25 protein-coding genes are annotated in these 17,741 nt (G+C 39.4%); 14 read left to right on the forward strand and 11 right to left on the reverse strand.

Annotation, left to right across the window (positions count from 1 at the left end; translation table 11 throughout):
* The first annotated feature begins 113 nt into the window (after positions 1 to 113).
* From K2N75_RS07950 to K2N75_RS07965, 4 genes are read left to right on the forward strand one after another with little or no spacing between them, the layout of a single operon-like run.
* A complete protein-coding gene (locus tag K2N75_RS07950; protein ID WP_297680097.1) occupies positions 114 to 905 on the forward strand; it encodes a DUF2971 domain-containing protein in 792 nt (263 codons plus the stop codon).
* A 10-nt stretch (positions 906 to 915) separates the two neighbouring features.
* Complete coding sequence (locus K2N75_RS07955) at positions 916 to 1,320, forward strand: hypothetical protein (RefSeq protein WP_297680096.1); 405 nt, start codon at positions 916 to 918, stop codon at positions 1,318 to 1,320.
* Positions 1,321 to 1,339: 19 nt separating this feature from the next.
* A complete protein-coding gene (locus tag K2N75_RS07960) occupies positions 1,340 to 1,531 on the forward strand; it encodes a hypothetical protein (RefSeq protein ID WP_297680095.1) in 192 nt (63 codons plus the stop codon).
* 9 nt (positions 1,532 to 1,540) lie between these two features.
* The gene (locus K2N75_RS07965; RefSeq protein WP_297680094.1) at positions 1,541 to 1,735 is read left to right on the forward strand and encodes a hypothetical protein; all 195 of its coding nucleotides are present in this window, start codon (positions 1,541 to 1,543) and stop codon (positions 1,733 to 1,735) included.
* Here K2N75_RS07965 and K2N75_RS07970 read toward each other — a convergent pair whose 3' ends face one another.
* Positions 1,736 to 1,912 carry a hypothetical protein gene (locus K2N75_RS07970; protein WP_297680093.1) on the reverse strand — a complete coding sequence of 59 codons (177 nt, stop codon included), beginning with the start codon at positions 1,910 to 1,912 and terminating at the stop codon, positions 1,736 to 1,738.
* Here K2N75_RS07970 and queF point away from each other — a divergent pair.
* The 10 genes from queF (at position 1,906) to K2N75_RS08020 (ending at position 8,924) form a co-directional block, all read left to right on the forward strand.
* A complete protein-coding gene (gene queF, locus K2N75_RS07975; protein WP_297680092.1) occupies positions 1,906 to 2,397 on the forward strand; it encodes a preQ(1) synthase in 492 nt (163 codons plus the stop codon). The two genes, K2N75_RS07970 and queF, sit on opposite strands and share 7 nt — an antisense overlap.
* 270 nt (positions 2,398 to 2,667) lie before the next feature.
* Entirely contained in the window at positions 2,668 to 3,417 is a 750-nt protein-coding gene (locus K2N75_RS07980; RefSeq protein ID WP_245944265.1) for a thiol peroxidase, read from the forward strand.
* 19 nt (positions 3,418 to 3,436) lie between these two features.
* Positions 3,437 to 4,603: an ABC transporter permease gene (locus K2N75_RS07985; RefSeq protein WP_297680091.1), complete on the forward strand. Its 1,167-nt coding sequence runs from the start codon at positions 3,437 to 3,439 to the stop codon at positions 4,601 to 4,603.
* The gene (locus tag K2N75_RS07990; protein ID WP_297680090.1) at positions 4,604 to 5,359 is read left to right on the forward strand and encodes an ATP-binding cassette domain-containing protein; all 756 of its coding nucleotides are present in this window, start codon (positions 4,604 to 4,606) and stop codon (positions 5,357 to 5,359) included.
* 8 nt (positions 5,360 to 5,367) lie between these two features.
* The gene (locus K2N75_RS07995; RefSeq protein ID WP_297680089.1) at positions 5,368 to 6,171 is read left to right on the forward strand and encodes an MlaD family protein; all 804 of its coding nucleotides are present in this window, start codon (positions 5,368 to 5,370) and stop codon (positions 6,169 to 6,171) included.
* Between the two features lie 12 nt (positions 6,172 to 6,183).
* On the forward strand, positions 6,184 to 6,774 hold the full coding sequence (locus K2N75_RS08000) for a hypothetical protein (protein ID WP_297680088.1): 591 nt from the start codon (positions 6,184 to 6,186) through the stop codon (positions 6,772 to 6,774).
* Positions 6,774 to 7,205 carry a dihydroneopterin aldolase gene (locus K2N75_RS08005; protein ID WP_297680087.1) on the forward strand — a complete coding sequence of 144 codons (432 nt, stop codon included), beginning with the start codon at positions 6,774 to 6,776 and terminating at the stop codon, positions 7,203 to 7,205. The genes K2N75_RS08000 and K2N75_RS08005 overlap by 1 nt, the downstream gene beginning before the upstream one ends.
* Positions 7,206 to 7,220: 15 nt before the next feature.
* Positions 7,221 to 7,691 (forward strand): thioredoxin-dependent thiol peroxidase, encoded by a 471-nt coding sequence (bcp, locus tag K2N75_RS08010; RefSeq protein ID WP_297680086.1) that lies wholly within the window; start codon positions 7,221 to 7,223, stop codon positions 7,689 to 7,691.
* Between the two features lie 121 nt (positions 7,692 to 7,812).
* Positions 7,813 to 8,361 carry a queuosine precursor transporter gene (locus K2N75_RS08015; RefSeq protein ID WP_297680085.1) on the forward strand — a complete coding sequence of 183 codons (549 nt, stop codon included), beginning with the start codon at positions 7,813 to 7,815 and terminating at the stop codon, positions 8,359 to 8,361.
* Positions 8,358 to 8,924, forward strand: coding sequence for an HAD family hydrolase (locus K2N75_RS08020; protein WP_297680084.1), 567 nt, complete (start codon positions 8,358 to 8,360; stop codon positions 8,922 to 8,924). Before K2N75_RS08015 ends, K2N75_RS08020 begins: the two co-directional genes overlap by 4 nt.
* Positions 8,925 to 9,063: 139 nt before the next feature.
* Here K2N75_RS08020 and K2N75_RS08025 read toward each other — a convergent pair whose 3' ends face one another.
* Genes K2N75_RS08025 through hisD form a run of 10 tightly spaced genes read right to left on the reverse strand, consistent with a single transcriptional unit; the run spans position 9,064 to position 17,714 of the window.
* Positions 9,064 to 9,609 (reverse strand): hypothetical protein, encoded by a 546-nt coding sequence (locus K2N75_RS08025; RefSeq protein ID WP_297680083.1) that lies wholly within the window; start codon positions 9,607 to 9,609, stop codon positions 9,064 to 9,066.
* An 8-nt stretch (positions 9,610 to 9,617) separates the two neighbouring features.
* Complete coding sequence (locus tag K2N75_RS08030; protein ID WP_297680082.1) at positions 9,618 to 10,271, reverse strand: glycosyltransferase; 654 nt, start codon at positions 10,269 to 10,271, stop codon at positions 9,618 to 9,620.
* Positions 10,271 to 11,209 carry a hydroxymethylbilane synthase gene (gene hemC, locus K2N75_RS08035; protein WP_297680081.1) on the reverse strand — a complete coding sequence of 313 codons (939 nt, stop codon included), beginning with the start codon at positions 11,207 to 11,209 and terminating at the stop codon, positions 10,271 to 10,273. The genes K2N75_RS08030 and hemC overlap by 1 nt, the downstream gene beginning before the upstream one ends.
* Before the next feature lie 9 nt (positions 11,210 to 11,218).
* Positions 11,219 to 11,632, reverse strand: a complete 414-nt coding sequence (locus K2N75_RS08040) for an FxsA family protein (RefSeq protein ID WP_297680080.1) — start codon at positions 11,630 to 11,632, stop codon at positions 11,219 to 11,221.
* Positions 11,617 to 13,362 carry a proline--tRNA ligase gene (locus K2N75_RS08045; protein WP_297680079.1) on the reverse strand — a complete coding sequence of 582 codons (1,746 nt, stop codon included), beginning with the start codon at positions 13,360 to 13,362 and terminating at the stop codon, positions 11,617 to 11,619. The genes K2N75_RS08040 and K2N75_RS08045 overlap by 16 nt, the downstream gene beginning before the upstream one ends.
* A 15-nt stretch (positions 13,363 to 13,377) precedes the next feature.
* Positions 13,378 to 14,709 (reverse strand): glutamyl-tRNA reductase, encoded by a 1,332-nt coding sequence (gene hemA / locus K2N75_RS08050; RefSeq protein WP_297680078.1) that lies wholly within the window; start codon positions 14,707 to 14,709, stop codon positions 13,378 to 13,380.
* 8 nt (positions 14,710 to 14,717) lie between these two features.
* The gene (locus K2N75_RS08055; protein WP_297680077.1) at positions 14,718 to 15,638 is read right to left on the reverse strand and encodes a polyprenyl synthetase family protein; all 921 of its coding nucleotides are present in this window, start codon (positions 15,636 to 15,638) and stop codon (positions 14,718 to 14,720) included.
* Positions 15,616 to 16,074, reverse strand: a complete 459-nt coding sequence (locus K2N75_RS08060) for a hypothetical protein (RefSeq protein ID WP_297680076.1) — start codon at positions 16,072 to 16,074, stop codon at positions 15,616 to 15,618. Before K2N75_RS08060 ends, K2N75_RS08055 begins: the two co-directional genes overlap by 23 nt.
* A 48-nt stretch (positions 16,075 to 16,122) precedes the next feature.
* Entirely contained in the window at positions 16,123 to 16,389 is a 267-nt protein-coding gene (locus K2N75_RS08065; RefSeq protein ID WP_297680075.1) for a DUF2018 family protein, read from the reverse strand.
* Positions 16,390 to 16,403: 14 nt separating this feature from the next.
* Positions 16,404 to 17,714 (reverse strand): histidinol dehydrogenase, encoded by a 1,311-nt coding sequence (gene hisD, locus K2N75_RS08070; RefSeq protein WP_297680074.1) that lies wholly within the window; start codon positions 17,712 to 17,714, stop codon positions 16,404 to 16,406.
* Positions 17,715 to 17,741: the final 27 nt, after the last annotated feature.

A 17,741-nucleotide genomic window follows, 5' to 3' on the forward strand; every position in this document is an offset into this window, starting at 1 on the left:
CCCCCCCCCCCCCCCCCCCCACCCCCCCCCCCCCCCCCCCCCCCCCCCCCCCCCCCCCCCCCCCCCCCCCCCCCCCAATTATTTTTTGAATTTTTGATTTTGTGGAGTAGAGAATGGCGCAAGATAAAAGCTTAGAGATTCCAAGAGACGAATGGAAAACATTAACTTTTTGCAAGTTTAGAGGGCTCGTGTATGAACAAGGAAGCGAGGAGCTATTTTTCCCAAGTAAAAGGGATTGTGAAAAATATAAGTCCAATTTTGACTTCAAAGAAATTTTGCAAAATAGCGAATTATATATGCCCGATTTTGAAGAATTTAATGATGTTGATGAGGGTAGATATTGGTTTTATAGCGATGAAAAACAGAATGAAAAATTAGCAGAAGTGATAAGAAATATTAGATACGAAAAATTAAAAAAGAAAATTTGCTCTTTTTCACATTTTCACCCAAATGTTCAATGGGATTTAATGTGGGCGCATTATGCAAATGCTCATTGTGGTGTGCGGATTGACTTTAGGATTAATCCTAGCTATCAGGGCAAAGTGTATAAAATAAAATACACCAATCAAGCACCAACTTATAATCTTGATGAGATTCCACGGCATTTAATAGAAATAATGACGACAAAAAAGAAATGCTTTGGGTATGAGCGAGAGTATCGGGCGATAATTGAGGTTGAGGATAAAGATAAAGATAAGCTCCCGATTCTTATCCAAAGAATCATTTTGGGTAGGAAATTTGCTGAAAACTTTATTCCCAATGATAAATTGGGATCTAGAAAATTTGGTGAGAACATTATAAGAATTGCAAAGCAGATTTTAGAAATATGTAAAAATTCTCCTGAAATTTGGGCGTATAAGAGTAGGTATTCTCTAGTGCCTAAAAAGATTGAAAATATAAATTGAGGGGGTATTAATGGGGAGCTACCGAATTAAGCTTACAGATTTCTACTGCGCTGGTAACGAAATAAGTGCAAAGTCATTGGTTGATGAATATGTTGGAGACGAGGAGCAGTATTTAGAATCTATTTGGAATAATGAAGATGGTTTAGTATCCGATGAGGATAGAGAGCGTCTTAAAAAGATTATTTTAGAGCGCATTGCGATTGAGGGTGGGAAATGGAATGGTAAAATTTATGGCGGTCTTTATAAGCATTTACATATTTACATAAAAGATAAAAAGTGCAAAAAGCAATATCTTGAAGACTATCTTAATAGTAGTTTTCTTTGGGGTGATTATCACACAAAACTTGTTTTGGAGATTGAAAAAGAAAGAAACAAGGAAGGCGTGTATGATGCTGAAAATGAAATCCCTTTTTAATCTCAAACAAGGAAATTGTATGCTTTTAGTGATTAGTATTATTAGTGCTATCGTGTATTTGATTACGCGTGGGATTTGCTCGGATATGGCTATTAGCGGGCAGTGGGCAAATCCATACAATCATATCGGATTGTTGTTTATTCTCAATAGATTTTTCAAATGGGTGGCGATTGTAACCTTTGTTCTTTTTATTGTAACGCTTGTCGCATAGGAGGATTAAATGTTGCTTATCGTAGGCTTTATTTGTTTGTTTATTGCCTATTGGGCTGAAAAGCACCTTGTGGATATTAAGATTAATCGCAGAGGTTTCACGCATTCCCCCTTTACAATACCAATTTTAAGCATTTTGTATGCAGTTTTTGGACTCTCTGCTGTGGGTTGTTTTATAGGTTTTATTTTGAAACTAATCTCATAATCAAGATTCCACTTCGTCATTGCGAGACTTCGTAAGAAGTCGCGGTGTGCATTTGCGCATAGCAAATTCACCCACACAGCGCAAATCCATAATCCTACATAAAGAAATATTCACAATGGAATCGCAAAGATTCTTTTGTATAATTGCAAAGAAAATTACAAAGGAAATAAATGCCAAAGAAGCAAACCCCCCAAGAATCCCTTACGCATTTGGGAAATAAAACGCAATATGTTTTCACCTACGACAAAAGCCTTTTAGAAACTTTTGAGAATCAATTCACAGAGCGAGATTATTTTGTCAAGTTTAATTGCCCCGAATTTACGAGCCTTTGCCCTATTACGGGACAGCCGGACTTTGCGACAATTTATATTGCGTATATCCCAGATAAAAAAATGCTAGAATCCAAATCACTTAAACTCTATCTTTTTAGCTTCCGCAATCACGGAGGATTCCACGAGGATTGCGTGAATAGAATCTTAAAAGACTTGGTAGAATTTTTGCAGCCACGCTATCTTGAAGTGTGGGGGAAATTTTTGCCTCGTGGAGGAATCAGCATTGACCCTTATGCAAACTATGGAATCCCAAAGACAAAATATCAAGAAATGGCGGAATATCGCTTGCTCCACCACGATTTATTGCTAGAAAAGGTAGATAATCGTTAAGATTTTCAACCTAACTCGCCTTTCTGTTAAAAGATTCTGTTCGCAGGATTAGATTTGCAAGTGCGGGTGTGTTGCACAAATCTTTTCACCCAAACCTGCACAAATTCTTGCGGATTGTGTGCTTTGTTTGTATAGTCTTGTAAGGATAAAATACAATCATTTTACAAGCTCATCAAGCGGTAAAATCGGGTATAAGGGTGTAATGATAATTACATTTTGACAATAATTTATGCTATAATACCGCTTTGATTTTTTAAATAAGGGATATTAATGCAAATAATGCAAAAAACTATTTTGAATACAGCGATGATAGTTGGTTTAGCGAGTTTTGCTAATGCGGGATTTGAGGAAAATTTTACAAAAAGCGTGCAGGGATTCGCGGGAGTGGAAGTCAAGGTGCAACTCAAAAAACCGCTTAAAAGCTTCAAAAATCAATATTTTGTGATTGGACGCACGCAAGGAGGAGATATTTTTCCGGCACTTGTGAGCCAAGAGGGAAGTTACTTTGTTGCATTAAGTAATATGATGAACCTAGACAAGGAGGATTCCAAAATGATTATGGAGGAACTCCGCAAAGCAGAAAATGCGAAAGAAAAGAAAGATACAGCGGCACTCAACGCACTTTTTTCAGGTTTCAATCAAGAGGATTTCATTTACCTTAGAGGAACGGGTAAAAACCTCCCAACTCATATTGTTGTAACAGACCCGGATTGCCCTTATTGTCGCAAACAATTAGAGGAGATAGAATCTGAACTAAAAGAAGCGAATTTGAAATTAATTTTTGCGCCTGTACATCAAAAGGAAGCCTTTATTAAGGCGCAATTAGCGATGAATCAAACCGCAAAACTTAAAGCAGACGATACAAAAGGCAAAATCAAAATTCTACGCAAATTTTATCAAGACAGAAAATTGAGCAAAGAAGAAATGGCGACAGATTTTACACAAGTGCGCAAAAATACAGATAAAATTTTTGCTAGCAAAGTAATTCGGGGTGTCCCCTTTGTCTTTGAGCAAAAATAATGATTGAAAATGGCGTGTGATGCTAGCGAGTTTGGAGATTCGTTATGAAGGAGTAGAAAATGTCCTCATTACATTTGGCGGTATTTGGGACAAAAGCCTTTCTAAGCAAGTTTTGAATAAATTGGACAGCACTTGGGATTCTATTACGCGACATTTTGGGGGTAAAGAATCACAAAACATAAAAGTTCATATTTTATTAAGAGAAGATTTTGATTTGGATTTTTGTGGCGGGGAAGTTTTGTTGCGTTGGTTGGAGGATTTGAAGCAAAAGGGAAAAATTAGACTTGAGGATTCGCAAAACGCACTCCTTCTTTCCCCCAAAACACAGCAGATTTTCGCTCTTTTGCAAGAAAAGCAAATGCCCGATAAGGAAGCAATCACAGAGGAATTAATTCGCTGGCATTTGGATACTTTTAAGATTCTAAAAAATTGGAGCAATTACGCGCTGATAACCTTTGGATTCTTAGGTGAAATGGTTTATCGTCTTTTGGTGGGTTTTATTAATCCCGCGACGATTCGCCTAAAAGCCTTGTTTTTTCAAGTGCAAGAGGCATTGATTAAAGCGATTCCGATTGTTTCTTTGGCTTGCTTTTTGATTGGAATCGTGGTTGCCTATCAAGGCAGTCTTCAACTTGCGCAATTTGGGGCAAGCATTTTAATTGTGGAGATGAGCTCTATGCTGACTTTGCGCGAAATGGCACCAATTATCACCGCAATCATCATCGCAGGGCGTAGCGCGTCCGCCTTTAGTGCGGAGATTGGAATGATGCGTGCAACACAAGAGATTGACGCAATGAATGTGATGGGGTTTAATCCTATAAATTTTTTGGTTCTACCGCGCGTCATTGCGCTATGTGTCGCGCTGCCTCTTGTGGTTTTTATTGCGGATATTTTTGGATTGGTCGGCGCGATGCTTGTTTCTTCTATACAATTAGGAATCAGTAGCGAGCAGTTTGTGGAGAGATTTTTGCAAATGGTCGGAATACGACATTTTTGGATAGGATTCCTCAAAGCTCCATTTTTTGGGTTAATTATCGCGCTTATTGGTTGCTATCACGGATTCATCGTAGCAAAGGACACGCGCAGTATTGGAATCCATACGACTAAAAGCGTGGTAGAATCTATTTTTTGTGTGATTGCGTTTGACGCATTATGTTCGGTAATCTTTACGCAAATAGGTTGGTAAATGGAATCGCAAACAAATGCAAACTCCCAAAATATCGTAGAGATTCGTAATCTCACAACGACTTATGGGACGCGCACTATTCACGATAGAATCTCTTTTAATATCCGTAGAAAAGAAATTTTTGCTTTGCTTGGTGGAAGTGGAAGTGGGAAAAGCACCTTACTTAATACAATGATTTTTTTAAAACAACCCACAAGCGGCGAGGTGAGGATTTTGGGTCAAAATATTTGGAATCTCAATCCCAAAGACACGCTCCAATGCAAGTTAAATATAGGCGTGTTATTTCAGTTTGGCGCGCTCTTTAGCTCCTTAAGTGTGCTAGAAAATCTAATGATTCCTTTGCGGGAATGGACGAACTTCAGTCCTAGCGATATAGAATCTCTAGCGTATATTTGGCTTACGCGTGTGGGGCTTAAGGCAGAGGTTGCCAAACTCTATCCTAACGAATTAAGCGGTGGAATGGTGAAGCGCGTGGGGTTGGCGCGTGCCTTGGCTTTGAATCCAAAAATTTTATTTTTAGATGAGCCAACAAGTGGATTAGACCCCAAAAGTGCGAGACATTTTGACGCTTTGATTATGGAGTTGAGGGATTTATTGGGGATTAGTGTCGTAATGGTAACGCACGATATGGAATCCGTCAAAGGTGCGGTGGATAGAATGGTAATATTGAAAAATCAAAAAATATTTTTTGAGGGAAGTGTCCGTGAGTTGGCACAACAAACACAATCGTTGGATTTGTTTTTATATCAGATTTAAGGAAGTTTATGGAAGCGCGATTGAATTATGTTTTACTTGGTGTATTTTTTGTTGTTTCGTTAGTTGCATTAGCGGGATTTGTTTTTTGGATGGGAAAATACGATAGGAATCTTAAGGATTACCACGAATATTATCTTTATAACAAGAATTTACCCAAAGGGATTCGGACAGAAACACAGGTGCGATATTTGGGGCTTCCGGTTGGATTTGTTAAGAGTTACAAACTTAATACAGAAGCAGAGGATGTAGAGATTACACTTTGGATTAAAAAAGAGATTGTTTTAAGAGAGGGGGCGCGTATTTTTGTGGATTCTCAAGGGCTAACAGGAGGAGCTTTTCTTTCTCTTGTGCAAGGGCAAGGAGAGTTTTATAAAGAGGGTGAAAAGGCGGTTTTGAGCTTGCAAGAAAATTGGCTAGAAAAAGTTGGAAGCAAGGCAGAAAATGTGTTTGACCGCTTGGAGATGAGCCTTAATCGTATTAATCGGCTTTTGAGTGATAAAAACTTGGACAACATAGAGCGCACTCTATCAGGTTTGGCAAACTTGCCACCAAGAGTAGATAGCGTCCTGCTCTCCGCACAAAAAGAAATTAAAGGTGTGGGGGAAAGCAGAGAGGCGATTCATCACGATATTATTAATGGAGATTATAATTTGCGTGCGATTTTAACGCCACTTCTGTATGATTTAGAGCGAAACTCCAAAACTTTAGAGCAGGTTTTGCAAAGGGCAGAAAGTTCTATGGAAAATTTTTCTAACGCACCGAGTGAGTTTTTGTTTGGCACACGAGGGCAAGCTTTGGGACCACGCGAATAAAAAGGAAATACAATGCAAACAATCCATAAAATTTTAAAAACTTTTTTTATCTTGATTTTTATCTTTGTTTTTGGTGGCTGTTTAGGCAAAGAATTGCCAAGAATTGCTCACTATGAATTGAGCTTAGATACAGAGACTTTAAGTCAATATCAGACACAATTTACAGGCAAAAAGGTGCGGAATCCCAGTCCTTTTGTCTATCTTGGTTCAGAGGCGAGCTTGAAAATCGCTAGCAAAAAAATTGCTTATAAAATCAATGAAAATGCCATTGAATATTTTGTTAGAAACGAATGGATAGAGCCTCTACCCTTGATGATAGATTCTTTGGTGCTAAAAGCCTCCAAGCCTTTGGGATATATTCCTACAAAAGAGCTAAAAAGCAGGATTCCAACCCTTGCTTTGAATCTTTTGGATTTTTATTATGACGAAAAACAAGAAATCGTGGTGCTTAATCTCCTTGTGAAGATTCGGGATTCTAGCCAACTACTTAAAAAAGAAGTAAAGGTGCAAAAGGGAAATTTTTATCAAATTATTGTTGCGATGAATCAAGCGGTTAATTCCGCGATTTTGGATTCTTTTAATCTGCTAGGTCAAGGGAATTGATGTTAAATTCAACTTTGAATCATTGTAAGCAAGATTCTGCATTTCATTGTGCTTTGGAATCTAAACAATATACGATTTGCTTAGAGGATTTTGTCCTAGAAGTCATCATTGGGATTCTGCCAAGTGAGCGCGAAAAGACACAAAAGATTTTGATTAACGCAGAATTTATATGGAATCCTACAATGCAGGCACAATGTGAGAATTCTATGAATTTAGATAAGATGGGGGACTTTTTGGATTATCGGGATTTGAGGAAATTTATTAAAGAATCTTTTGCGCAACAATTTGGATTGTTAGAGGAAGCACAAAGTTATTTTTACCGCGAGATTCCTTTGCGCTTTCCGCAAATCAAGGAGTTTTGGATTAAAATTACAAAATTAGAAATCTTTGAGGATTGCAAAGTTTCAATAAAAATTAATTATCAAAAATAAAAAAAGGATTAAAAAATGGAATTAAAAATTAAAGACAATGCCCCTCTTTTTAGTTTGCCAAATCAAGACAATGCAGAAATTTCTCTGCAAGATTTTCAAGGAAGTTGGGTTGTGGTATATTTTTATCCCAAAGACAAAACGCCCGGTTGCACAACGGAGGCTTGTGATTTTCGCGACCGATTAGAGCTTTTGAGCACGCGTGGCGCAGTGGTGCTTGGAATCAGCCCAGATAGCGTGAAATCTCATCAAGGCTTCATCGCAAAGGAATCTTTGAATTTTACTTTGTTAAGCGATATGCAAAAGTCTGTGCTAAAAAGTTATGGAGCTTGGGGACTAAAAAAGCTTTATGGTAGGGAATATGAGGGAGTGATTCGTTCTACTTTTTTGATTAATCCGCAAGGCAAGATTGCATACATTTGGAAAAATGTTAAAGTCAAGGGACATAGTGCAGAAGTTCTAGCCAAATTAGAGGAATTGCAAGGATAGAGGGCTGATTCGGCGTTCTTGTGGAATCCGACAGGTTAGAATCCGACACATAAGATTTAGCTTTATGGAATCTTAAAGCCCAAAAGTATAAAATACAGCTTTTATTTTAAAGGGTCTGTCAATGTCTAAAGCCGTAATTATCGTATCTGTGATGATTTTTACTACACTGATTGTTGCTTCAAACTATCTTGTGCAGTTTCCAATCAACGATTTTTTTACCTTTGGTGCGCTGACTTATCCCTTTACCTTTTTGCTCGCAGATATTCTAGCCGAGAAATATAACAAGCAAGAAGTGCTAAAAGTAGTGCGTATCGGCATTGTTTGTGCCTTTGTCCCCTCTTTGTTTTTGAGTGAATTTAGAATCGCGCTCGCAAGCATTAGTGCGTTTTTTGTCTCCCAACAGCTAGATGTTTATGCGTTTTATTGGATTAAATCCAAATTTCCTAAAATTTGGTGGCTTAGAAGTGCCGGCAGCACTGCGTTTTCTCAAGCAATGGATACAATGATATTTTTCCACATTGCCTTTTTGTTTGTTATGCCTTGGACAAGCGTGCTAATGCTTATAATGGGGGATTATTTGATGAAATTTATTTTTGCTTTTACAAATACGCCTTTCTTTTATCTTTTTGGGATTAGAATGCAGAAATTTTTGGGAGTTTTTGCGCGATGAATGGAGCAAAACAAAAGGTTGTGTTTTTTGATAGGGACGGCGTAGTCAATCTTGAGGATTCGCCTTATGGCTACAAAATAGAGGAGTTTTATTTTGCTCCGCATTTTATGGAGTTATTTTTAGAGCTTAAAAAGCAAAATGCGCTTTGTTTTGTGGTTACGAATCAATCGGGGATTGGTCGTGGAATCTTTAGCCAAAAAGATTTTGAAACCCTAAGTGCGTTTATGCAAAACTGCATTCACTCTTGCCTTACGATTCCTTTGCGTCAAAGCGGCTTTGTGCCTAAAAATATTGGTTTTGACGGAATCTATTTCTGCCCACATACCAAAGAGGAGCAATGCGCTTGTCGCAAGCCAAAAGCTGCAATGCTAGAATCTGCAATTCGCGAATTTCATTTGCATTTGGAGGATTGCGATTCTTATATTTTGGGCGACAAAGAAACAGATATGCAAGCAGGGCTAAAAGTAGGCGTGCAAACGCGTGTTTTGATAGGCATAGAGGACGCTCCAAGCGCAACGCATAGGGTTGCAAACTTGAAAGAAGCAATGGAAATTTTACTCTAAATAGATTTTACTTGTGGAATTGTGGCAATCTATAATTTGGAATCTCACAGGAGCATTTACAATGGAATCTTTCAGGTAAGATTCTATCTTATGGATTTGCTTTTGTCGCGTTGCTCCTCGCAAGGACGGAGAGAGGGTATTACAAGTCCTCCAATCTCTTTTTAGCGAGTTGGAATCTTTTTTGCAAATTTAGGATTCTAAAAGGCAGGGCAAGCAATCGTCCCTTGCCTTTGTTGTAGGCTTTGATTGCCTCTTTGCCTATTTCTATGGAAAGGTTGTAGTTGCCTCGCGGAATTTCTTGTGAAGCTTGATTGCCCAAGCCCTTTTTTATCGCCCAATAGCTTAAAATAGGAAGCAAGAAATAAAGCCCAAGACGCGCAAATTTTAACAAAAGGAATCCCAAAGCTGCTTGAAGAACCCTCGCTTGACTAGCGGATTCTTTAAGCTGCATAAGCTCATCTGTGAAAACAGGCGTCTTTTGTGCAATATCCCACCAATACTTACCTAGAAACTCACCCTTTGTATCTACATAGACTTTATCGTCTCTCCAAGGTTTATAGCCTAAATAATAGTGCAGAATCTTGGGATTCTTTAAAGAACATTTAAGTTCTTTGCGCGTATAGGGTACATTGTATTTCTTTCCCTCATCGCGTGCCTTGGAGTTGGCATAATAATATACGAGCATATTATAATTTAAGGGTAAAATTTTGTTTTACCAAACAAAGCAGCATTTAACAAGTCTTGGTCATAGGGTTTCCAAATGTAGGAGGAAGCGATATTTTCAAATTGCGCTTCAATTTCTTGGTTGCGCCATTTTTTCATATCTATCAAAAGTATTCCAGCGTTAAAAAACTCTTTGGCTATGGGTAAATTTTCATTGTTATTTTTACCTTTTAGATTATGATGCTCACTGAAGTAGTCTAATACTACTCCTGCTGTTTTTTGCTCTAAATCTATTGCAAATAGCTCGCGTAAATCACAACAAACCAACATATCTATATCAATGTATAAAATCTTATGGATTTCTTTTGGCAATATATTTTCAAATTTTAGGAGATAATATCCTACATAATTTCCTCTAGGACTTGGAAAAATTTTGAAAGGAGAATCATCTATCAAGAAGCATTGAATCTCACAAGGATAGATTGCGGAGAGTTCGGATTGAAGCTTAAGGAGTTTTTGTCGTGTGGTAGTGCAAAGAGAATCACTTAAAACATAGAAGCAATAAGGCTTATTCTGCCCCCCCCCCACTATTTTATTTGTATTATGGATAATGCTTGTCATCAAGCAAGCAGCAAAAGGCACATAGTTTTCGGTAGTAATTAAAAGAATTGGGTAGTTTTGCATTATTTAAATTCCCAATTTTGCGCCTTTTGTAAAATCTTTTCCGCGCCTTGTCGCAAAAACTCTTGTGCCATTTGCACACCTGTGCGTTCGCAATCTGCAAGCGTTTTTACCTGCACTTCCAAACATTCGCGCAAAATCTCTGTGCCATCGGGCAAACCCAAAATGGAGCGCACTTTTAAGATTCCATTTTCTAGGGTCGCATTGACGCCGATAGGCACTTGACAGCCTCCATTAAGTGTGCGCACAAATGCGCGCTCGCAAGTGGTTTCAAAGGCGGCTTTGGAATCGTTTAAAAATTGCAAAAGCGATTCTGTTTTGCTTCCCTTTTTGCATTCTACACCAAGTGCGGCTTGTCCCATTGCCGGAATCATAAAATCCAAAGGCACAATATAAGGCACTTCTTTGTGGATTCCAAGCCGATTTACTCCCGCTTGCGCAAGGATAATCGCGTCAAACTCCCCATCTTGAAGCTTTTTTAGCCTTGTTTGCACATTTCCGCGCAAACTTTGCGTCTCCAAATCCGCCCTTAAGGCACTAAGTTGCATTGTGCGTCTTAGTGAAGTTGTCCCGACACGAGCACCCTTTGGCAAATCCTCCAAACTCGCGTATTTGAAGCTCAAAAAACTATCACGCACATCTTCACGCTTCGTGATTGCTGCTAATCCTAAGCCCTCTACAAATTCCACCGGCACATCTTTGAGGCTATGCACTGCTAAATCTATTTCGCCCTTTAAGAGCAATTCCTCCAATTCTTTTGTGAAAAGCCCCTTGCCACCGATTTTTGCCAAAGGCACATCTAGGATTTTATCTCCTTTGGTTTTGACGATTTTTACTTCCACTTCTATGTCTTTGTATTGCGCCTCTAGGCAATCTTTGATATGGTTTGCCTGCCAAAGTGCTAGCACACTTCCGCGTGTGCCGATGATGAGTTTTTGCATTGCTTCTCCTTACTTTTCTATGACTTCTACATCAATGATTTCGCTATTTTGAGGTTTGTTGCTTGTGGGTGTAGAATTAGAAGCGGATTTTTTCATAAAAGGCTTCACAGCTAAGAATCCCAGCGCACTAAATTGCATTAGAATCCCTAAAATATCAGTTAATCCACCGGGCAAGATGAGTAGAATTGCTCCAAGGATTCTAAAGATATTAGAACCTACAAAGGCTTCATAGCTGATTTCTCTTTCTCTAAGGCGCACAAGGGCGTCGCCTAGAAAAAAGCGGTAATTCATTAAAATAAATAATCCCAAAATAGCGCTGAAAATAATCTCTAATACAAAACCCAAAACGCCCAAGAAATCAATTATTTCAAAGGTAATAAAAACTTCCAAAAACAAATAAATAAAAATTAAAAGGAATCGCATTGGCAAACCTCAAGAATCTTAGAAATCAGTGCGTCAAAATCCACAATCCCTAGTGATTCCTTTTGTAGATTTTTGCGTCTTATGAGTTCTATTTCGCCTTTTTCTAAGCCTTTGCCCACTACGATTCCAAAGGGCAATCCTATCAACTCAAAATCGGCTATTTTTGCGCCATATCGTTCAGCTCTGTCGTCTAGCAAACATTCAATGCCTTTGCTTTCCAAGCTTTCGTAAAGTTTTACGCCCATTTGCATTTGGGATTCCTCTTTGATATTAGAAACGATAAGATGAACGCAAAAAGGTGCGCTCGCACGCGTCCAAATCATTCCGCGCTCATCGTGGTGTTGCTCTATGATTGCGCTTAAAAGTCGCGAGATTCCGATTCCATAACAACCCATAATAAAGGGCTTTGCCTTGCCCTCCTCATCTAAAAATGTCGCTTCCATTGCGCTAGAATATTTCGTGCCAAGCTGAAAAATATGTCCCGCCTCAATTCCCTTAGTAAAATAGAGTTTGCCTTTTCTGCAAACAGGGCAGAAATCCCCCTCTTGAACCTCCACCAAATCCTTAAGCTCTAATCCTTCAAAAGTGCTTAAATCCACGCCGACAAAGTGATAATCCACTTCATTTGCCCCACAGATGAGATTACTAGCATTTTCTAGTTCTTTATCAAAGTAAATATAAGGGCTAGCAGTGAGATTGCGCAAGGCAAAAGGTCCAATGAATCCTTGCACAAGCCCAGCACTTTTTAAGTCTTCCTCGCTTGCTTCTACAAGTTCGTTTGCACCTGCAATGGCGTTTAGGGCTTTGGTTTCATTTAAATTATCGCTTCCACGCAAGAAAAAATATACCAATGCGCTTTTTCCGCCATCAAAGAGTGCTTTTTTTATCACTGCCTTGAGCGTCCAAAAGGGTTCTACCTTGAAAAACTCGCTTAAAGATTCTATGGTTTGCACCTTTGGAGTGTGGAATTTGGCAAACGAAGCGACAGGAGCTTCTGTGTTTGGAAGTTTTTTAACGCGCGTGGCTGCTTCTAAATTCGCTCCATAAGCACAACTATCGCATACGCAAATCGTATCCTCTCCGCTTCTAGCAAGCACCATAAATTCCTTGCTTCCGCTCCCACCAATCGCCCCACTATCTGCAAGGACAGCGCGGAAATCTAGCCCTAAACGCGTAAAGATTCTGCTATAAGTGGCTTCCATAAGGTCAAATTCGCGTTTTAAATCCTCTGTGCTTGAATGGAAACTATAACCATCTTTCATAATAAATTCTCTTGCGCGCATAAGTCCAAAGCGCGGACGCATTTCATCGCGGAATTTGAGGTTGATTTGGTAGAGGTGAATCGGAAGTTGTTTGTAGCTTTTCACATTTGCTTTGACTAGCTCTGTAATCACTTCCTCGTGTGTAGGTCCTAGCACAAAGTCGTTGTCTTTTCTGTCTTTGAAGCGCAAAAGTTCCTTGCCATATCTTTCAAATCGTCCGCTTTTTTGCCAAAGACTAGCAGGAGTTACAAAGCCGAGTGCGACTTCATTTGCCCCTGCATTGTCCATTTCCTCTTTGACAATTTGGCGCACCTTGTCTAAAACGCGTTTGCCAAGAGGCAAAAAGTTATAGATTCCGCTACCAATTTGTTGGATAAATCCGCCGCGAACTAAATATTCGTGGCTTTTTAGAACGACATCTTTAGGAGTTTCTTTAAAAGTGGGGAGAAATAATTTTGAAAATCGCATAGTTTTCCTTGTGGTTTAGGATAAAGTTTTGTCTTGAGCGTATTCACATTTGTAAGATTCCAACATTTTGCCTTGTGTATCCTGCTCAAAAAGGAATCGCAAGGATTCCACGACACTATCGCCTTTGGGCGTGTTGGCAACAGATTTTAGGTTGATTGTCAAATCGTGCAAAAAGGTATTAAAGGCATTGTGGAGAGTTTTTTCAATATTTTTTTCATAGTCTTTTGGCAAATAACCTTTCGCAATTCCTTTGTTTAGTTCTTTCATTGCAGCGTCTTTGGCGAGTGCGCGAATCGTTTTAATGAGTGGTTCTACATTGAGACTTTGTTGCCAGCTGAAAAACTCTTGCGTTGCTCTTCCTACGATTCCATAGGCAATTTTTGCTTGTTCCTCGCGCAAGGCTAAGTTTTTGCGCACAATATCTTCTAAATCATCTACGGCAAAAATTTGGATTTTGTCGCTTCTTTCCATAATCTCACATTCAATATCTCTTGGCACAGCCAAATCAAACCAATAGCGATTCCAATCCTTTGCCTCTACCATATCATAGGTAATAATCGTATGTGGCGCGCCTGTGGCACTAAAAATAAGGGGAATCTCGTTGATATAAGTGCTAAGGTCTTTGAAACTTTCTGCACGAATCTTTGCGTTTGGAGAGAGGGCAAAAATTTCATCGCAAATTTTCTGTGCATTTTGAATTTCGCGGTTGATGATTAAAACCTCACAACCCGCGTTAATAAGGTGTTTTGCACAAAGATTACTCATCTCACCCGCTCCAATCACGAGGGCAAATTGATTTTTCAAATCCCCTAGAATCTCTTTTGCCTTAGCTACTGCGGTACTCGCTACGGAGACAGAGTTTTGTGAAATGCTTGTGGAGTTGCGCACGCTCGCGGCACACCGAAAGGCAAAATGAATCGCGCGGGAGAGATATAAGCCGCAACAGCTTAACTCATAAGAAAACTTAAATGCGCTTTTGAGCTGACCTGAAATCTGTGTTTCTCCTACAACAAGGCTATCTAGTGAGCTTGCCACGCTGAAAAGATGATGAATCGCACTTAAATTTTCGTAACTATCCGCGCGCGTTCGTAGCTCTAAGAGCGGAATCTTGGAATAATTGCTAAGTTTATCTAGCAAAAATTCCTCTGCTTTTTCGGCATTTTGGACATTTAATATAAATTCAATGCGGTTACAAGTAGAGAGAATCACTGCTTCGCTGATGAATTTGTTGCTAACCAAGTCTTGCAAAAATTCCTTTGTCGCAGGATTCTTTATCTCCAAGCTTAAGGCTTCACGCATAGCAATATCAGTATTTTTATGCGAATAGCTTAAAATGTAATAATCCATTATTTTCCTTAAAAGTCGCGTTCAATCATTTCGCGCATAATTTGTATAAGTTTATCACAAGATTGATTAGCAATCGCTTCAATTCCATTGTTGCCCAAATGTTTTGCTAGAGCGAGACTTTGAGTGATTGCGTCTTTTGCCTTTAGCTCACTTAAAATCCATTCTTGTTCTTGCGTTTGTAAGTCTTGTTTAAACGCATTTTTTAAACGCGCTTTGCCCTTATCGTCTAGTTTGCTATACAAGAAAATATAAGGCAGGGTTGTTTTACCCTCTTTGAAGTCGCTTAGGGCGGGTTTGCCTAGAGTTTTGGAATCTGCAACAATATCTAGCACATCATCAATGATTTGAAATGCGATTCCAAGATTACGCCCATAGAGGCGGAATCCCTGCGCTTCCTCTGCGCTTTTACCTGCTAAAAATGCTGCGGAATATGCGGTGGCTTCAATGAGCGCAGCAGTTTTGTGTTCTATCATTTGGAGATATTGACTTTCATTGGGATTAAAGCTTTTTGCTAACTCTACATCTTCTAGCTCGCCGATTGCAAGAGTAGTAACCGCATTTGCAATAATGCGCGGAATCATTGGATAATTTTCTTGCAAGCTTGTAAGCTCACAAAAGGCTTTGGAATAAAATATATCGCCTAGCATAATCGCGTTTTTATCACCAAAAAGTGCATTGATAGAGGGCTTAGAACGTCTTGTAAGGGCATTATCAATCACATCATCGTGCAGAAGTGAAGCACTCTGAATCATCTCAATGATTGCACAAAGTAAAATACACTCCTCACACTCGCCCGCGATATGAAGCGCAAGTTTGGAGCGCAGCATTTTGCCTCGCTGCAAATGCGCACTCAAGTCTAATACGAGCGGGGATTCTAATTCTTTTAAAAATTCTTGAATTTTTGTTTCAATGCGCGCTAAAGCCTCCATTGGGAACCTTCCTTTCATCAATGATATTAAAATCTCTGTTACCTTGATAAAGATAATATTTTAGGGTTGCAACTTTTTTGGTGCGGTGATAATCCTTAAAACATAGCATAAAAAAGGGCTCTTCACTATAATATTTTTGCTCTGGTTTGAGCAGAGGGACTTTATAGCACCTGCGCTGATAGTCTTGATAAAGAATAAATTGGTGTGGAAAAGAATCGTAATTTAAGTGCATTACCAAGCCCTCGTTTTTTAGCAATGTCCAACGAAAAAACAATGTCTTAGCCGCTTCTCTTGCTTGTAAAGTCAAAAGATAAAATTCATCTTTGTTTAGCTCAATGAACTTTTCTGTTTTCCAAACAGGAGGTGCAAAAAGCATTGAAACTCCTAGAATCGCGCTTAAGATTGCCGATAAACTAAAGAGTGCAAATATTTTCATTCTTGGGATTCCATTGGAGTTGCTTAGTGTAAGGATTGCATTTTGTCTTTATTCATTTTGGGTTAAAATATTTCCCATAGATTCAATTGCAATATTTTGTGTGCGATGATGGATTTCCTCTGAGGATTCCTCGCTATTGGCTAAATAGGCTAATTCTTCTTCCCACATTTCGCCGAGCCTTTTTTCAAGCAGAATCTCCATTGCTGCTTGACGCTCTAGCAAGCGCGTAAGCTCTTGTGCGCTTAAACCTTGTGAGGCATTAAAGATAATCTCAATCCATTTTTCTTGGGGTAAGCCCTCTAAAATATGTTCCATAGTATTCCTTGTATTTATGAGTTTAGTCGCACAAGCACGGCATTTTGGTGTGCGTCTAGTCCCTCTGTGTGTGCGAGGATTCCACATTCTTGCCCCATTTGCGCAATTCCTTTTTTGGAAAAGGCGATGATAGAGGATTTTTTCATAAAATGCTCTGTGGAAAGAGGCGAAAAAAACTTTGCACTTCCACCTGTTGGTAGGGTGTGGTTTGGTCCTGCAATATAATCCCCAATGGGTTCGGGAGTGTTTTCTCCGATGAAAATTGCCCCCGCGTGTTGAATCTTAGGTAGAATCTCCAAAGGATTTTTCACGAGCAATTCTAAGTGTTCGGGCGCAATTTGATTCATCAAGGCAATGCCCTCTTGCAAACTTTGCACAATGAGGATTGCCCCGCGCTCATTAATGGATTTTGCTGTGATTTCCTTGCGTGGCAAGGTGGCTAAAAATTCCTCAATCTTTTGTGCGACTTGTTTTGCTAAACTTTCGCTTGTGGTGATGAGAATGGAGCTTGCCATTTCATCGTGTTCTGCTTGTGAGAGCAAATCCCAAGCAAGATAATCCGCCCTTGCCTCTCCGTCGTTTAGGATTCCAATCTCACTAGGTCCCGCAATCATATCAATCTGTACTTCTCCAAAAACAAGCTTTTTAGCAGTCGCAACATAAATATTGCCCGGTCCCGTGATAATATCTACTTTTTGGATTCCTTTTCCTTGTGAATCTTGCGCACCAAAGGCGAGCGCACCTATTGCACTTGCCCCGCCGATTTTATAGGCTTCTTGGATATTGCAAAGGTGCATAGCTGCAAGCAATAAGGGATTGGGTTCATTGTGTGGAGTAGGCGTGCAGACGACAATTTCTTTCACACCCGCGACAAGAGCTGGAATCGCATTCATCAAAAGTGAGCTTGGATAAGCCGCCTTGCCTCCGGGGATATATAGTCCTGCTCTGTCCATAGGCGTAACTTTTTGTCCCAAAATATTGCCGTTTTCCTCAAAGTCTAGCCAAGTTTTGGGCTTTTGTTTGGAATGAAAAGCATAAATGCGTTCAAAGGCGAGTTGTAAGGAATCTTTCAAAGGAGTTTCTAGGGTAGTATAAGCCTTTTGCATTTGCTCTTGCGTGATTTTTAAATCCGAAAAATTAGTCGGATTCCAATTATCAAATTGTGCAACTTGCGCTATAATTGCACTTTGTCCCTGCTTTTTAATCGCATTGAGCAATTCCTTGACGCGTCCCTCCACGCTTTCTATATCCATAGCACCGCGCTTGAGTATTTTTTCAAACTCTGTATTGAAATTTGAATCTTTATTATTTAATAAAGCAATCATTCTTGAAAAACTCCTTTGATTCCTTAT

The sequence above is a fragment of the Helicobacter sp. genome (assembly GCF_029067145.1).
Taxonomy (GTDB): domain Bacteria; phylum Campylobacterota; class Campylobacteria; order Campylobacterales; family Helicobacteraceae; genus Helicobacter_D.

What these genes read in the sequence shown, in the direction of transcription:
- K2N75_RS07950 (WP_297680097.1), top strand. Translation starts at nt 114, where the DNA reads ATGGCGCAAGATAAAAGCTTAGAGATTCCAAGAGACGAATGGAAAACA.
- K2N75_RS07955 (WP_297680096.1), top strand. Translation starts at nt 916, where the DNA reads ATGGGGAGCTACCGAATTAAGCTTACAGATTTCTACTGCGCTGGTAAC.
- K2N75_RS07960 (WP_297680095.1), top strand. Translation starts at nt 1,340, where the DNA reads ATGCTTTTAGTGATTAGTATTATTAGTGCTATCGTGTATTTGATTACG.
- K2N75_RS07965 (WP_297680094.1), top strand. Translation starts at nt 1,541, where the DNA reads ATGTTGCTTATCGTAGGCTTTATTTGTTTGTTTATTGCCTATTGGGCT.
- queF (WP_297680092.1), top strand. Translation starts at nt 1,906, where the DNA reads ATGCCAAAGAAGCAAACCCCCCAAGAATCCCTTACGCATTTGGGAAAT.
- K2N75_RS07980 (WP_245944265.1), top strand. Translation starts at nt 2,668, where the DNA reads ATGCAAATAATGCAAAAAACTATTTTGAATACAGCGATGATAGTTGGT.
- K2N75_RS07985 (WP_297680091.1), top strand. Translation starts at nt 3,437, where the DNA reads ATGCTAGCGAGTTTGGAGATTCGTTATGAAGGAGTAGAAAATGTCCTC.
- K2N75_RS07990 (WP_297680090.1), top strand. Translation starts at nt 4,604, where the DNA reads ATGGAATCGCAAACAAATGCAAACTCCCAAAATATCGTAGAGATTCGT.
- K2N75_RS07995 (WP_297680089.1), top strand. Translation starts at nt 5,368, where the DNA reads ATGGAAGCGCGATTGAATTATGTTTTACTTGGTGTATTTTTTGTTGTT.
- K2N75_RS08000 (WP_297680088.1), top strand. Translation starts at nt 6,184, where the DNA reads ATGCAAACAATCCATAAAATTTTAAAAACTTTTTTTATCTTGATTTTT.
- K2N75_RS08005 (WP_297680087.1), top strand. Translation starts at nt 6,774, where the DNA reads ATGTTAAATTCAACTTTGAATCATTGTAAGCAAGATTCTGCATTTCAT.
- bcp (WP_297680086.1), top strand. Translation starts at nt 7,221, where the DNA reads ATGGAATTAAAAATTAAAGACAATGCCCCTCTTTTTAGTTTGCCAAAT.
- K2N75_RS08015 (WP_297680085.1), top strand. Translation starts at nt 7,813, where the DNA reads ATGTCTAAAGCCGTAATTATCGTATCTGTGATGATTTTTACTACACTG.
- K2N75_RS08020 (WP_297680084.1), top strand. Translation starts at nt 8,358, where the DNA reads ATGAATGGAGCAAAACAAAAGGTTGTGTTTTTTGATAGGGACGGCGTA.
- K2N75_RS08025 (WP_297680083.1), bottom strand. Translation starts at nt 9,609, where the DNA reads ATGCTCGTATATTATTATGCCAACTCCAAGGCACGCGATGAGGGAAAG.
- K2N75_RS08030 (WP_297680082.1), bottom strand. Translation starts at nt 10,271, where the DNA reads ATGCAAAACTACCCAATTCTTTTAATTACTACCGAAAACTATGTGCCT.
- hemC (WP_297680081.1), bottom strand. Translation starts at nt 11,209, where the DNA reads ATGCAAAAACTCATCATCGGCACACGCGGAAGTGTGCTAGCACTTTGG.
- K2N75_RS08040 (WP_297680080.1), bottom strand. Translation starts at nt 11,632, where the DNA reads ATGCGATTCCTTTTAATTTTTATTTATTTGTTTTTGGAAGTTTTTATT.
- K2N75_RS08045 (WP_297680079.1), bottom strand. Translation starts at nt 13,362, where the DNA reads ATGCGATTTTCAAAATTATTTCTCCCCACTTTTAAAGAAACTCCTAAA.
- hemA (WP_297680078.1), bottom strand. Translation starts at nt 14,709, where the DNA reads ATGGATTATTACATTTTAAGCTATTCGCATAAAAATACTGATATTGCT.
- K2N75_RS08055 (WP_297680077.1), bottom strand. Translation starts at nt 15,638, where the DNA reads ATGGAGGCTTTAGCGCGCATTGAAACAAAAATTCAAGAATTTTTAAAA.
- K2N75_RS08060 (WP_297680076.1), bottom strand. Translation starts at nt 16,074, where the DNA reads ATGAAAATATTTGCACTCTTTAGTTTATCGGCAATCTTAAGCGCGATT.
- K2N75_RS08065 (WP_297680075.1), bottom strand. Translation starts at nt 16,389, where the DNA reads ATGGAACATATTTTAGAGGGCTTACCCCAAGAAAAATGGATTGAGATT.
- hisD (WP_297680074.1), bottom strand. Translation starts at nt 17,714, where the DNA reads ATGATTGCTTTATTAAATAATAAAGATTCAAATTTCAATACAGAGTTT.